The organism is Myxococcus virescens (assembly GCF_900101905.1).
Taxonomy (GTDB): Bacteria; Myxococcota; Myxococcia; order Myxococcales; family Myxococcaceae; genus Myxococcus; species Myxococcus virescens.
The window spans coordinates 495,503-509,137 of the sequence record NZ_FNAJ01000004.1 but is presented as its reverse complement, the minus strand read 5'-3'; the positions used below and the strand labels follow the sequence as shown (position 1 = coordinate 509,137).

The 13,635-nt window shown below is 64.5% G+C and carries 13 protein-coding genes; all 13 read left to right on the top strand.

Annotation, left to right across the window (positions count from 1 at the left end):
- Positions 1-18: 18 nt before the first annotated feature.
- The 13 genes from BLU09_RS15650 to accC all read left to right on the top strand — a co-directional run bounded on the left by BLU09_RS15650 (position 19) and on the right by accC (position 13,629).
- Entirely contained in the window at positions 19-1,026 is a 1,008-nt protein-coding gene (locus tag BLU09_RS15650; protein WP_090490335.1) for a prepilin peptidase, read from the top strand.
- Between the two features lie 16 nt (positions 1,027-1,042).
- The gene (locus BLU09_RS15645; RefSeq protein WP_090490334.1) at positions 1,043-2,164 is read left to right on the top strand and encodes a sensor histidine kinase; all 1,122 of its coding nucleotides are present in this window, start codon (positions 1,043-1,045) and stop codon (positions 2,162-2,164) included.
- A 73-nt stretch (positions 2,165-2,237) separates the two neighbouring features.
- On the top strand, positions 2,238-3,659 hold the full coding sequence (locus BLU09_RS15640; protein ID WP_090490333.1) for a sigma-54-dependent transcriptional regulator: 1,422 nt from the start codon (positions 2,238-2,240) through the stop codon (positions 3,657-3,659).
- Between the two features lie 214 nt (positions 3,660-3,873).
- Positions 3,874-4,956, top strand: coding sequence for a type IV pilus assembly protein PilM (gene pilM / locus BLU09_RS15635; protein ID WP_090490332.1), 1,083 nt, complete (start codon positions 3,874-3,876; stop codon positions 4,954-4,956).
- Positions 4,957-4,982: 26 nt separating this feature from the next.
- Complete coding sequence (locus tag BLU09_RS15630; protein WP_090490331.1) at positions 4,983-5,660, top strand: PilN domain-containing protein; 678 nt, start codon at positions 4,983-4,985, stop codon at positions 5,658-5,660.
- Between the two features lie 15 nt (positions 5,661-5,675).
- On the top strand, positions 5,676-6,302 hold the full coding sequence (locus BLU09_RS15625; RefSeq protein WP_090490330.1) for a type IV pilus inner membrane component PilO: 627 nt from the start codon (positions 5,676-5,678) through the stop codon (positions 6,300-6,302).
- 43 nt (positions 6,303-6,345) lie between these two features.
- Complete coding sequence (locus BLU09_RS15620) at positions 6,346-6,909, top strand: pilus assembly protein PilP (protein ID WP_186817777.1); 564 nt, start codon at positions 6,346-6,348, stop codon at positions 6,907-6,909.
- 57 nt (positions 6,910-6,966) lie between these two features.
- Entirely contained in the window at positions 6,967-9,687 is a 2,721-nt protein-coding gene (locus tag BLU09_RS15615; protein ID WP_090490328.1) for a type IV pilus secretin PilQ, read from the top strand.
- 41 nt (positions 9,688-9,728) lie between these two features.
- Entirely contained in the window at positions 9,729-10,391 is a 663-nt protein-coding gene (locus tag BLU09_RS15610; RefSeq protein WP_090490327.1) for a hypothetical protein, read from the top strand.
- A 60-nt stretch (positions 10,392-10,451) separates the two neighbouring features.
- A complete protein-coding gene (locus BLU09_RS15605) occupies positions 10,452-10,814 on the top strand; it encodes a roadblock/LC7 domain-containing protein (protein WP_011555721.1) in 363 nt (120 codons plus the stop codon).
- Positions 10,815-10,948: 134 nt separating this feature from the next.
- Positions 10,949-11,527: an elongation factor P gene (efp, locus tag BLU09_RS15600; protein WP_090490326.1), complete on the top strand. Its 579-nt coding sequence runs from the start codon at positions 10,949-10,951 to the stop codon at positions 11,525-11,527.
- Positions 11,528-11,570: 43 nt separating this feature from the next.
- On the top strand, positions 11,571-12,170 hold the full coding sequence (gene accB / locus BLU09_RS15595) for an acetyl-CoA carboxylase biotin carboxyl carrier protein (protein WP_090490325.1): 600 nt from the start codon (positions 11,571-11,573) through the stop codon (positions 12,168-12,170).
- 73 nt (positions 12,171-12,243) lie between these two features.
- Positions 12,244-13,629 (top strand): acetyl-CoA carboxylase biotin carboxylase subunit, encoded by a 1,386-nt coding sequence (gene accC / locus BLU09_RS15590; RefSeq protein ID WP_090490324.1) that lies wholly within the window; start codon positions 12,244-12,246, stop codon positions 13,627-13,629.
- The last annotated feature ends 6 nt before the right edge of the window (positions 13,630-13,635 follow it).

Here is a 13,635-nt window from a genome sequence, read left to right as displayed (position 1 = left end):
GGGTAGGATGCGTCCCCTGTGACGCATTCCTCCCTGCCGGGATACTTCGGGCCCCTATTCGCCGTGTTCCTGTTCGTGCTCGGTCTGTGCGTGGGCAGCTTTCTCAACGTCGTCATCGCGCGCGTCCCGCTGGGGCAGAGCATCGTGCGCCCGGGCTCGAGGTGTCCCAAGTGTGGGCACGTCCTGGCCTGGTACGAGAACATCCCGCTGCTGTCGTGGCTGGCACTGCGGGCCCGCTGCCGGGGCTGCCGCACACCCATTTCCGTGCGGTACCCGCTGGTGGAGTTGCTGACGGGGCTCCTGTACTTCGCCTGCTTGCGCCGCTTTGGCTGGACCTATGAGTTGGTGCCGGCGCTGGTGCTCGTTTCGTTGCTGGTGCCGCTCGCCTTCATCGATCTGGACCACTGGATTCTGCCGCTGTCCATGACGGTGTCGGGCATGCTGGCCGGGCTCATCCTGGCGATTCCTCTCGGGGTGGATGCCTTCCGCGACGCCCTGGTTGGCGCGGCCGTGGGCTTCCTGTCCTTCCGGGTGATGGAGTACGTCGGGTGGAAGGTGTTTCAGCGGGAGGCACTCGGAGCGGGGGACAAGTACCTCGTGGCCATGCTCGGGGCGTTTCTGTCGTGGCGCACGCTGCTGGGCGTGTTGTTGTTCGCATCCATGCAGGGCGCAGTGGTGGGCATCCTGATGTTGCTGCTGACGGGACGCGCGGGCCCGCGTGCAGAGAACGCTCCCGGGGAGCCCGTGGGTGATGCTGAGCCACTCACGATGACCTGGGAGTTCACGCAGCCGGGACTCCCACCCTGGAAGCGCCTGTTGCTGGTGCCGGTTTGCCTCCTGGTGCAGCCCATCCCCGATGCCCCGCTGGATGAAGAGGGCGAAGAGGAAGAGTGGGTGCCTGAGCGCACCAGTATTCCCTTCGGGCCCTGGCTGGCGCTCGCGGGGCTGGAACTTATGCTGCTGGGGCCCTGGCTGTCACGGGTGTTGCCTCCGGACATCGCAATGATGCTGGGCGGCCTGCCGTGAGCGGCGCGGGGATGCGATGAAGTGGCGGATCGCCAGCGTCGCGTTCCTGCTGGGCTCCCTCTCATCGGGGCTCACCTGGCTGTCCGTGCAACCCGTGCTCTTCCGACTTCTGGATGCACTCCGCCGGTGGGTGCCCGAAGGGAGCTCGGAGGAGGAGACCCTTTCTCGCGTGCGAGGCGTACTCCCCTGGCTCCTGGGGTTGGACTTGGTCGCATTGACGGTCCTCACCTATGTGGTGTTGGACTTGATGGTGGGACGTCCATTGCGGCGCACCGAGGCGGTGGTGGAGCAGTTCGGACGGATGGAATGGGAGCCGCAACTGGTGCCGACCCAGGGCGGCACGCTGGTGTCCCGAATCCAGCGTTCCTTACAGCGGATGGCGGAAGCGCTTCGCGAGGAGCAGGCGCTCACGCGCGCGCAAATGACGTCCCTGCGAGAGTCCAATGCGCAGTTGGCCCGGACGCAGACGGAGCTGGTGGCCTCGGAGCGCATGGCCACCGTCGGGAGGCTGGCTGCGGGTGTCGCCCACGAAGTGGGCAATCCGCTGGCGGGAATCCTAGGGTATGTGGCGCTCGCGCGTGCGAAGGCGGACACGCCCGAGCTGAAGGACTTCCTCAAGCGCATTGACCACGAGGTGCAGCGCATCGACCAAATCATCCGGGGCTTGCTCGACCTGGGGCGCCCCGGCACCACTTCGTTGGGGCCGGTCGAGGTGGCTGCGGTGGTGGAGACTTGCGTACGCTTGGTTCGGGCCGCGCCCGAGCTGTCCGGCGTGACGGTCTCTTTGGAACTGGAGCCGGGGCTGCTGGCACGTGCTGACCCCGGCCCGCTCTCACAGATCGTCATCAACCTGTTGCTCAACGCTGCCCAAGCCATGGGGGGGCAGGGGCGCGTGCGGGTTTCCACCCGGCGAACGGCTGACGAGGTTCGTCTCCTCGTGGAGGATGGCGGGACGGGCATTCCTGATGACGTCATGCCTCGTCTCTTCGAGCCCTTTTTCACGACGAAAGGGCGCGAAGGGACGGGGCTGGGACTGGCGGTGTCCCTACGCCTCGCGCAGATCATGGGCGGTCGCCTCGAAGCGGAAAATGCGCAGGGAGGCGGTGCCCGCTTTACCGTGTGCCTGCCCGTACTCTGAGGAAAAGGCAGGCCCCTTCGGCGCGGAAGCTTCCGGCTCTGGCGCGGGTGGGGGATGATGCTCAGAGACGGCCATGCCCTTGTTCCGCACCATTCTCGTTGCCGATGATGAGCCCTCTATCCGGCACATCCTCACGTTGGTGCTCACCGGGCACGGATATGAAGTACGCGCGGTGGCCGATGGCGAGGATGCGCTGAAGGAGCTCGCCGCGCGTGACTACGACGTGCTGCTGTGTGACGTGCGCATGCCGAAGAAGGACGGCCTCTCGGTCTTACGTGAGGCACTGGCGGCGCAGCCTTCGTTGACCGCGGTGGTGATGAGCGCCTACGGCTCGCAGGAGCAGGCGCTCCAGGCCGTTGCCTGGGGGGCGTTCGATTACGTCCAGAAACCTTTCAAACCGGATGAAATCGTCTTCGTCCTCCGCAAAGCCGAGGAGCGGGAACGGCTGGTCCGAGAAAACCGGCGGCTGAAGCAGTCCAACCTGCCGTCAACGCCGGAGGGGCACATCCTCGGCGAGAGTCCGGCGTTGCACGCACTGCTGCGCCAGGTGGCACGGCTCGCGCCGGTGGACACCACCGTGCTCATCAGCGGCGAGAGCGGCACGGGCAAGGAGCTCATCGCGCGGGAACTCCACGAGCGCAGCCCCCGTGCGCCCATGTCATTCGTCGCGGTCAACTGCGGCGCCATTCCCTCCGGGCTCATCGAAAGCGAGCTGTTTGGTCACGCGAAGGGCGCCTTTACGGACGCGCGCACCGCGAAGCGAGGCCTCTTTGCAGAAGCGGATGGCGGCACGCTCTTCCTGGACGAGGTGGGAGAGCTTCCACTGTCCGCCCAGGTGAAGCTCCTTCGCGTCCTCCAGGAGGGAGAAATCCGCCCGGTGGGGGAGAACCGCGTGGAGAAGGTAAGCGTGCGAGTGGTGGCCGCGACGCTGCGCGACCTGTCCCGCTTGGTGGCGAAGGGCGAGTTCCGCGAGGACTTGTACTACCGCCTTAACGTGGTGAACCTCCGCGTTCCGCCGCTACGGGAGCGTCGTGAGGACGTGCCCCTGTTGGCGCGGGCCTTCATCGCTCGCTTCAACCGCGAGCTGAACCGGGATCCCCCTGTCGCGGGGCTCTCCTCCGAGGCGGAGGCGCTCCTGCAGTCCTACGCGTGGCCGGGAAACGTCCGCGAGTTGGAGAACGCAATGGAGCGTGCCGTGCTCCTTGCGGATGAGCCGCTCATCCTCCCGGCGAACCTGCCCGAAAGGCTGTGGGCCGCCTCCCCACCCGGGCCGCAGGGGACCACGCAGGTGGGGCAGGTGCTACAGGATGGTAGAGACCTGTCCCTGAAGCGGGCCATCCGGGAGTTGGAGGAGTCCTACATCCGAGCCGCCCTGCGGAAGACCAAGGGCAACCGGACCCGGGCCGCGGAGCTGCTGGACATCAGTCATCGGGCGCTCCTCTACAAAATCAAGGAGTACGGCATCGACCCGGACGCCGAAGCGGAGCGTGGGTGACGTGCGGGGCCGGTCCAGAACCCGGACGGATCGGCCGGCATTTGACGGAACGCGCCGGAGGCCGGAAAATCGGGCCTCCGCGACGGTGTTGAGGGGCCCGGCGCTGAAGGTAGTGTGAGGCTCCCGTCCGTCCGGAGGGCAGGCGGGCTCCAGGCACTTTTTAGGAGGGGTTGACGGCCAGTGCTACGCTGGCTGCCTCTCGACGGAGTCACGCATGGCGAAGGGCAAACTGGTACTCGGCCTGGATATCGGATCGACGTCCATCAAGATGATTCTCCTCAAGGAGCAGCGCAAGCGCGGCGAGGTCATCTACGCGCTGCAGAGCTTCGGGATGAAGCCGCTTCCTCCGGAGGCCATCGTTGACGGCGCGCTGATGAACTCCACGGCCATCGTCCAGGCCGTGCAGGACCTGATGTCCGAGCTGAAGGTGAAGGGCAAGGACGTCGCTATCGGCGTGTCCGGCCACTCGGTCATCATCAAGAAGATTCAGATGCCCCGCATGTCCCAGGATGAGCTCGAGGAGAGCATCCAGTGGGAGGCGGAGCAGTACATCCCGTTCGATGTGAAGGACGTGAACATCGACACGCAGATTCTCGACGGCGGAGGCAACGACGCCACCGGGCAAATGGACGTGCTGCTGGTCGCGGCCAAGAAGGACATGATCAACGACTACACCACGGTGGTTTCCGAGGCGGGGCTCGCGCCGGTGGTCGTGGACGTGGACGCGTTCGCGGTCCAGAACATGTTTTCCGTCAACTACGACGTCCCTGACCGCGAGACGGTGGTTCTCATCAACGCGGGCGCCTCGGTGGTGAACATCAACATCATCTCCAACGGCGCGACGGTGTTCACGCGCGACGTCACCATCGGTGGCAATCAGTTCACCGAGGAGATCCAGAAGCAGCTGAACGTCTCCTATGAGGAGGCTGAGGCGCTGAAAATCGGTGGCAACGGCGCTGACGCCGATGCTGTGGTGCCGCAGGATGTGGAGCGGGTGCTCTCCAGCGTGGCCGAGCAGGTGGCGGGAGAAATCCAGCGCTCGCTCGACTTCTACGCGGGCACCGCCGCCGACTCGAACTTCAGCAAGGTCTACTTGTCGGGCGGCACGGCGAAGATTCCCGCGCTGTTCAAGACCATCGAAGCGCGCACCGGCGTGCCGGTGGAGATTCTCAACCCCTTCCGCAAGATCGAAGTGGACAACCGGAAGTTCGACCCTGCGTTCATCATGGACGTGGCGCCCATGGCGGCGGTGGCCGTGGGACTGGCGCTGCGGCGCCCGGGCGACAAGCTGGCCTGACCGGACCCCCTCTGGAGACGACGCACATGATGATTCGCATCAACCTGCTGCCCGTCCGGGCGGTGAAGAAGCGCGAGATGGGCCGGCAGGTGCTGGTTCTCTTCGCCGTGGTCCTGATTGGCGCGGGTGTGGCCAACTACCTCTGGTACGACAACCGTGAGAGCGAGTTGGTGGCGCACCAGCAGGGCGTCACGGCGGCCAAGGCCAAGATCGCCGAGTTGGAGAAGATCATCGGCGAAGTGAAGAACATCAACACCCGTAAGGCCGAGGTCGAGAAGAAACTGGCCGTCCTGGACTCGCTCCGAAAGGGGCGCAAGGGCCCCGTCCGCATGATGGATGCGCTCGCGTCCGCTACGCCGAAGAAGGTGTGGGTGAAGACGTTTGCGGAAACCAACAACGCCGTTTCCATCGATGGGTCGGCCGTGAGCCACGATGAGGTCGCGGAGTTCATGCGAGGGCTCAACAGCGTCGTCTGGACGCCGAAGGGCATGGGCCGCCTGGTGGACCGGCGGCGAGAGAGCAAGACCTCTCGCGTGGAGCTGTTGACCGCGGAAGCGACCATCGAAGAGTTTCCAGAGGCCCAGGTCACGCCGTTCTTCACCAACATCGACTTGAAGAACGCGTCACAGTCCAAGGAGACGCAGACCGGTGCGCCCGTGCTGGTTGATTTCAAGATCATGCTGAAGTCCAACTACGCCATCTGAAGAAGGCCGCTCGCCATGGACAAGTACCTGGATCAATTCGTCAAGGCGCCACCGGCCATCAAGTTCGGTGGGCTGGCCGCTGCGGTCGTCGTGCTCACCGTCGTCAACTTCTTCATGGTTATCCAGCCGACGGAGGAGGCGATCGAAGGCACCATCGCCCAGCGCCGCAAGCTGGACATGGAACTGGCCGACAAAAGCGAAATTGCGCAAAACCTCAACGAGCGTCGGCGTGAGATGGATGTGCTCGAGCAGAAGCTTTCTGAGGCGTTGACCGAGCTTCCTGAGCAGCGTGACATCGAAGAACTGCTCGCGCAGATCAACGACATCGGCAAGAAGAGCGGGTTGGAGATCGCCAGCGTGACTCCCGACAAGGAGTCTATCGGGGGCGGCGAATTCTTCGCGCGCATCCCCATCAAGATGACGGTGAGCGGCAACTACCATGAGATCGCCCTCTTCCTTCAGGAGATGGCGAACATGCGCCGCATCGTCAACGTCAACAACATCAAGCTTGGTACCGCCACGCTCAAGAACGAGAAGGTGGTGCTGCAGAGCAGCTTCTTGGCTACGACGTTTCGATTCGTGGATCAGAAGAGCGTCGCAGCAGAGGACGCGAAGACCAAGAACGCCAAGGCGAAGAAATAGAAACTTGATCCGTCCGAGAAGTAGGGCGACAAGGGGATTGAGGATGAAGACGTTCAAGGCCACCATGACCACTGCGATGCTCGCCTTGGCGCTTGCCTCGTGCGAGGAGGCGCCCCCTCCGGCGCCGACGCCCGCGAAGCCCAAGGTTGCGGCGCCAGCGCCGGTAAAGGAGGTCCCCTCGGAGTCAGAGGCCCAGAAAGCTCCGGACCTCGCCTATACGTACAATCCGGTGGGCAAGCGCGATCCATTCCGCAGCCCCATTGAGGATCTTGGGCCGGTGAACGCGAATCCGGTTGCCGCATGTAACGAGCCACTCTGCTCGTTCGACCTGGACCAACTGAAGCTCGTTGCTGTCGTAACGGGTGATGCTAGCCCGGTGGCAATGGTCGAGGACCCAGCGGGTCGGGGACATATTGTGCGGCGCAACACGCGGATGGGGCGCCAGGGTGGCAGGGTGACGCAGATCCTTCGTGACTCCGTGACGGTCACTGAGGTGTTCTCAGGCAATGGCGAAATCATCAAGAATCCGGTGATGCTGCAGCTGAAGCCTGATGCGAAGCTGGACCCCGCCTACAACATGATGACGGGCAGGAACTTCGGAGAGTAGCGCCCTCCAAGGCGCTCCCGCGGGCGGTGGCCCGCTTCCAACTTGTTGAGGGGACGCATGCTCGAGGAGAGCGCTGTGACGAGGGGCAAGTGGATGTTGGCGACCGCGTGGGCGGTCGTACTTATGGGCGCCAGGGTGCATGGCGCCGAGCTGAATACGCTGCGGGGGCTGGATGTGTCCCGCACGGGCTCGGGCGCCCAGGTGGTGGTGACCGGCACCCGACCACCAACCTTTACCGTGTTCCGCCTGAGTGGGCCGGAGCGCCTGGTGGTAGACCTCTCGTCGGCGGATGCGACGGGGATCAAGGGTCACCATGTCGGCTCCGGACCGGTCTCTGGTGTCGTGGCCTCGCAGTTCTCGGACGAGCGCGCAAGCGTGGGTCGAGTGCTGCTGGCGCTGGACAAGGCGTCTCAATACGATGTCCGTGCGGACGGCAACCGGGTCGTCATCTCGGTGGACGGCGCAGCACAGCCCGTCGCTGCTCCTGCGGAGGCAGCGCGTGCGGAGGCTTTGTCCACGCCGGGCAACGCTCCAGCGCAGGGCGAGACGAAGCCGAACAAGCCTGTGATGACCACCGTACACACCAGTGAGCCAAAGAAGGCCGAGGTGGTCGCGGCCAAGGCTGCTCTGCCTGAGAATGTGGTGGCTGCCGAGGCAGATGAGCGCGAGGTTGTCGACCCGGCGCAGCGCATCACCGCCATGTCGTTCTCGAACGATACGCTTCGGATCCAAGCCGACGGAGACATTGCCCGGTATGAGGTGCTTGAGCTGGCCGACCCGCCTCGGTTGGCAGTCGACCTCTTCGGGGTAGGCTTGGCGACGCGAGCTCCCCGGGTGAACTCGGGTGCGCTGCGTGACGTGCGCGTCGGTGCGCACTCCGACAAGGTGCGGTTGGTTCTGGACGTGCGCGGCAAGATGCCCGCCTACCGTGTCGATCGTACGAACCGGGGGTTGGAGGTGGTGCTGGGTGGTGCCGTGGCCCGGAAGGCTGCGCCGGTGGTTGAGGCGCAGACGTCCGTTGCCTCCTTGGCGGAGGTCGAGCCGCTTCGCCCGACCCCTGTGAAGTCCGAGCCCGCTTCGTTGGTTGAGGTGAAGGACCTGCGCTTCGAGGAGAACAGCGCTGGTGGTCGCATCGTGATGAAGCTGTCCGGGGCGGCGGCGTGGAAGGTCGACCGGCCGGACCCGCGCAGCGCCGTATTGACTTTGGACAGCGTGCGTCTTCCCAAGAAGCTGGAGCGGAGCCTCGACACCAGCGCGCTGGAAACGCCGGTGAAGATGATCAGCGCCTTCAGCGTGCCGGGGGCGGGCAGCAAGGTGCGCCTGGTGGTGGCCGCTGACGGGGCCATCGAGGAGAAGATCTCTCAGAGCGGCAGCACGTTGACGTGGCGCCTGGACGTCAAGGGCGTGAAGACGGAAGAGGTCGCGGTCGCTCAGCGGACCGCCGGATTCACCACGGAAGCGCCCGCCTATGCCGCCGAGGGCGCGCCTCAGCAGGCCCGCTATCGCGGGAAGCGAGTGTCCTTCGAGTTCAAGGACATTGACATTCAGAACCTGCTTCGCGTCATCGCCGAGATTTCCAAGAAGAACATCGTGGTGGCGGACGACGTGAGTGGTCGTGTGACCATCCGGCTGCGGAACGTTCCTTGGGACCAGGCGCTGGACCTCGTGCTTCGCACGAAGGCGCTCGGCAAGGAGGAGTTTGGGAACATCGTCCGGATTGCGCCGCTCAAGACGCTGGAGGAAGAGGCCCGGTTGCGGCAGGAGCGTAAGAAGTCGCTCCAGCAGCAGGAAGACCTCATGGTCAACCTCATACCGGTCAACTACGCAGTCGCCAGCGAAATGGCCGCTCGCGTAAAGGATGTCCTGAGCGAGCGAGGTTCCGTGACGGTGGATCAACGCACCAACGTTCTTATTGTGAAGGACGTGCGCTCCAACACCGAGCGTGCTCGCTCGCTGGTTCGGAGTCTCGACACCCAGACTCCTCAGGTGCTTATCGAGAGCCGCATTGTGGAAGCGAACACCACCTTTAGCCGTTCGCTGGGTGTGCAATGGGGTGGGCAGGCACGTGCGAGTCAGGCCACGGGGAATCCTACGGGACTCATCTTCCCGAACAACGTTGCGGTCACGGGCGGTGCCGGCGGAGCGGCCATTGGTGTCGCGGACAACCCAAACTTCGCCGTGAACCTGCCGGTGGGTACGGGACAAGGTATCGGTGGTGCTTTGGGGTTCACGTTTGGTTCTGCTGGTGGCGCGCTCCAGCTCAACCTGCGGCTGTCAGCCGCAGAAAACGAAGGTACGGTCAAGACCATCTCCGCGCCTAAGGTCACGACGTTGGACAACAACACCGCGCGAATCAGCCAGGGTGTGTCCATTCCTTTCAGCCAAACTTCGGCCCAGGGTGTGAACACCACCTTTATTGAAGCGCGGCTGTCGCTGGAGGTGACGCCACACATCACCCAGGACGGCAGCGTGCTGATGTCCATCAACGCAGCCAACAACCAGCCTGATCCGTCCAGCACAGGTGCGAACGGCCAGCCCGCCATTCAGCGGAAAGAGGCGAACACCCAAGTGTTGGTGAAGGACGGAGACACCACTGTCATTGGTGGAATCTATGTGCGCCGCGGCAGCACGACCTCCAACGCTGTACCGTTCTTGTCGCGGATCCCTGTTCTTGGGTTTTTGTTCAAGAACAGCATCGAGAATGATGCTCGGCAGGAGTTGCTGATTTTCATCACGCCTCGAATTCTAAACCGGCAGACCATCGCGCAGACTCTGTAAGGATTTCTTCGCGTCCTCATCATGTAGGAGAGTGTTCGCCAATGAAGAACTTCTATCTCGCGATGCCGCTGGCGCTGGCGCTGACCGGCTGTGTTGACAGCCCCCCGGACATCCAGATTTTCAATGCATTCATTCCGGATGGCACATGTGCTGTGAACCAGTCTGGTGTTGCTAGCGCCGGTGGTTCGCTGGACATCTCGACTTCGAGGCGCTACCTGGCGGCGTTCTCGATTCGGAGTACCCTGCAGCCAACGGACATCACGGTTAGCGAAGCGCCCGTGACGGGGGGCGGTGATGCTGTCGGCATCTACGTGACTCACGTTGAGCTGGCCTACGATACTCAGGGAACCGGTCCCTCGCTGACAAGTGAGGTCTATCCGAGTCACTTCTCCCTGCCTTCCGACGCCACGGCCAATAGCACGCTGGTCATCGACTTGCTGGGGGCTGGCGCGCTCGAGACCCTTACCAATCAAGTAGCTGTTGGTTCAGAAGTGACGGTCAACGTTGGCGTGAAGCTGATAGGGAAGACCGTCAGTGGGGCGAAGGCGGAGTCCAACGAGATTGCGTATCCGATTTCGTTCTATAACTCCGGCTTCACATGCCCGACGGGGACGTTCCTGCTGAACAACGGCCCGTGCGGAGGCACGGGCGGGCAGGACAACTTCCCGCCGGCGTGCTCCGAGCCACCCGAGGACGAAACGTAGCCACCTCCTCTGCCGGGGCCCTTGACTGGGCCCCGGCCGTCTTTCTAAGAGCCTCTACCCATGTCCTTCCGCACGCACCTCGAGTCGGTGGTCAACCAGGTCGAAGGAGCCCTCGCGTGCAGCGTGATGGGCTTTGACGGCATCTCCGTCGACACCTTCCAGAAGGATGAGAGCGCCGAGCTGGACCTCAACGGCGCCTGGGTGGAGTACGCCAACCTCCTCACCCAGCTGCGCAACGCCGCGGAGACCCTGAAGACGGGCACCGTGAGCGAGGTCAGCGTCAACAGTGAGAAGGTGCTGACCGTGATGCGGCTGGTGTCGCCGGACTACTTCCTGGTGCTCGCCCTTCACGCGGATGGCAACTTCGGCAAGGGCCGCTACGTGCTGCGCGTCACCGCACCCAAGGTGCGTGCCGAGCTCTAGCCGGACGCCCAGCCAGCAGTCATCCAGGCGACGCTTCCGCCGCTGCTTTCCCCTTCCATGGAAGGGGCGCATGGGCTAGACACCCCGGACTTTTCAAGCTTTCGCTGCTGCGAGTCTGTAAGGAGTCGGTCCCCATGGCCGGTGTCATTGATACGTCCGAGTTCCGCAAGGGTCTGAAGATTGAAATCGACGGTGAGCCGTACGAAATCGTCGACTTCCAGCACGTCAAGCCCGGCAAGGGCTCCGCGTTCGTGCGCACCACGATTCGCAGCCTCCTGACCGGCCGCGTGCTCCAGCCCACGCTGAAGTCCGGTGAGAAGGTGGGTAAGCCCGACATCGAAGAGAAGGACATGCAGTACCTCTATGTCCAGGGCGAAGAGTTCTACTTCATGGACACCCGCAACTACGAGCAGACCTTCCTCGGTGAGAAGGTGCTCGGAGAGGCGAAGAACTTCCTGAAGGAGAACATCAACGTCAGTGTCCTCTTCTACAATGGCAAGGCCATTGGTGTGACACTGCCGAACTCCGTGGACCTCAAGGTCACCCAGTGTGACCCGGGCATCCGCGGTGACACGGTCTCCGGCGCACTGAAGCCCGCCGTCCTGGAGACCGGCTATTCCGTCAACGTCCCGCTCTTCATCGAAGAGGGTGACGTGCTGAAGATCGATACGCGCGACGGCAAGTACCTGACGCGCGTGGCCACCAGGGGCTAGTTCGCAGCTCGGCAGCGACGCCGGAGGGAAGGGGACGCGAGATATGGCAACGAAGCGCAAGTCGACCCGGGCCCAGGCGCCCGCTCGGACGGAGGCCGCCTCGAGCGGTCCCGCTGACACGGGTGGCACGTCCCTGGACGTGGATGCCCTGCGGCAGATCGTGGAGATTCTTGAGTCCTCGGACGTCACGAGGCTGGTCTGGAAGCGCGGCGAGGAGAAGCTCTTCATCCGCCGCGGCCAGGGGCCCGAGACGACCATCGTCCACCACGCCGCGCCGGCTCCCGTCGCCGCGAGTGTCGGGGTGGAGTACACCGCCCCGGCCGCTCCTCGCGTCGCCGCTCCGCCGCCGGCCGCTGCTCCCGCGGCGCCGGCTCCGGCCGCCGAGAAGCCGGTGGAGAAGCCTGGCCACCAGGTGACGAGCCCCTTCGTGGGGACGTTCTACCGGACCCCCGCGCCGGACCAGCCTCCCTTCGTGGAGGTGGGCTCCATCGTGAAGAAGGGTCAGGTGCTCTGCATCATCGAAGCGATGAAGCTGATGAACGAGATTGAGTCCGAGGTCTCCGGCCGGGTGGCGGAAATCCTCGTGGAGAACGGCCGGCCGGTGGAGTTCGGTCAGGCGCTGTTCCGCATCGAAGTGGCCTGAAGATGAGGCTGGCGCGCCGCCCGTATCCCACGGGCGAGCCGCTCCTCATGACGGCCCTGACGGAGACACCCACGTGTTCAAGAAGGTGCTGATCGCCAACCGCGGGGAGATTGCCCTGCGGGTCATCCGCGCCTGCCGGGAGTTGGGCATCGCCACGGTCGCGGTGCACTCCACGGCGGACGCCAACGCGCTCCATGTCCGCTTCGCAGACGAGGCAGTGTGCATCGGCCCGCCGGCGTCCAAGGAGAGCTACCTCAACGTCCCGCAGCTGCTGTCCGCCGCCGAAATCACCCGCGCGGACGCCATCCACCCGGGCTACGGCTTCCTGTCGGAGAACGCCGAGTTCGCGGAGGTCTGCGAGAACTGCAAGATTCGCTTCATTGGCCCCCGGCCGGAGATGCTCCGACTGATGGGCAACAAGGTGCGCGCCCGCCAGGCCGCGCGCGAGGCGGGACTGCCGCTGCTTCCGGGCAGCCCCGGCACCGTGAAGGACCCGCGTGAGGCGGAGGCCTTCGCCCGCGAGATTGGCTTCCCCGTCATCCTCAAGGCGGCCGCCGGTGGCGGCGGCAAGGGGATGAAGATCGTCCGCGAGCCGGGCGCGCTGGCGCAGGCCTTCTCCACCGCCCAGGCGGAGGCCGTGGCGTCGTTCTCCAATGGCGACCTCTACATCGAGCGCTACGTGGAGAAGCCGCGCCACATCGAAATCCAGATCGTCGCGGACGAGCACGGCAACATCGTCCACCTCAATGAGCGCGAGTGCTCGGTGCAGCGCCGACACCAGAAGCTCATTGAGGAGAGCCCGTCGCCAGCGCTGACGCCGGAGCTGCGCAAGCGCATGGGCGAGGTGTCCGTGAACGCCATGCGCAGGCTCGCGTACAACAACGTGGGCACCATCGAGTACCTGCTCGACGAGCGCGGCGAGTTCTACTTCATGGAGATGAACACGCGCATCCAGGTGGAGCACCCGGTGACGGAGCTCGTCACGGGCGTGGACCTGGTGAGCGAGCAGATCCGCCTGGCCTATGGGGAGCCCCTGCGCTTCAAGCAGGAGGACGTCCAGATTCGTGGCCACGCCATCGAGTGCCGGGTGAACGCCGAGGACCCGATTACCTTCGCCCCCTGGCCCGGGAAGATTACCGGCTACAGCGTGCCGGGCGGCTACGGGGTGCGCGTGGACTCGGGCGCCTATGAGAACTACACGGTGCTGCCGTACTACGACAGCCTCCTGTCGAAGCTCATCGTCCACGCGGAGGACCGGGCCACGGCCATCCGCCGCATGCAGCGCGCCCTGGGCGAATACGTCGTGGAAGGCATCCGCACCAACATTCCGTTCCACCGGGCCGCGCTCGCGGAAGAGTCCTTCCAGGAGGGCAATTACGACACCCGGTTCGTGGAGCGCTTGCTCGCGAGCGAGACGGGCTCCCGGCGGCTGAAGAAGGCCGTCGAGGAGACGCCGTAGCACCCA

Coding starts and splice junctions, on each gene's coding strand:
- BLU09_RS15645 (WP_090490334.1), top strand. CDS start 1,043: ATGAAGTGGCGGATCGCCAGCGTCGCGTTCCTGCTGGGCTCCCTCTCA.
- BLU09_RS15640 (WP_090490333.1), top strand. CDS start 2,238: ATGCCCTTGTTCCGCACCATTCTCGTTGCCGATGATGAGCCCTCTATC.
- pilM (WP_090490332.1), top strand. CDS start 3,874: ATGGCGAAGGGCAAACTGGTACTCGGCCTGGATATCGGATCGACGTCC.
- BLU09_RS15630 (WP_090490331.1), top strand. CDS start 4,983: ATGATGATTCGCATCAACCTGCTGCCCGTCCGGGCGGTGAAGAAGCGC.
- BLU09_RS15625 (WP_090490330.1), top strand. CDS start 5,676: ATGGACAAGTACCTGGATCAATTCGTCAAGGCGCCACCGGCCATCAAG.
- BLU09_RS15620 (WP_186817777.1), top strand. CDS start 6,346: ATGAAGACGTTCAAGGCCACCATGACCACTGCGATGCTCGCCTTGGCG.
- BLU09_RS15615 (WP_090490328.1), top strand. CDS start 6,967: ATGCTCGAGGAGAGCGCTGTGACGAGGGGCAAGTGGATGTTGGCGACC.
- BLU09_RS15610 (WP_090490327.1), top strand. CDS start 9,729: ATGAAGAACTTCTATCTCGCGATGCCGCTGGCGCTGGCGCTGACCGGC.
- BLU09_RS15605 (WP_011555721.1), top strand. CDS start 10,452: ATGTCCTTCCGCACGCACCTCGAGTCGGTGGTCAACCAGGTCGAAGGA.
- efp (WP_090490326.1), top strand. CDS start 10,949: ATGGCCGGTGTCATTGATACGTCCGAGTTCCGCAAGGGTCTGAAGATT.
- accB (WP_090490325.1), top strand. CDS start 11,571: ATGGCAACGAAGCGCAAGTCGACCCGGGCCCAGGCGCCCGCTCGGACG.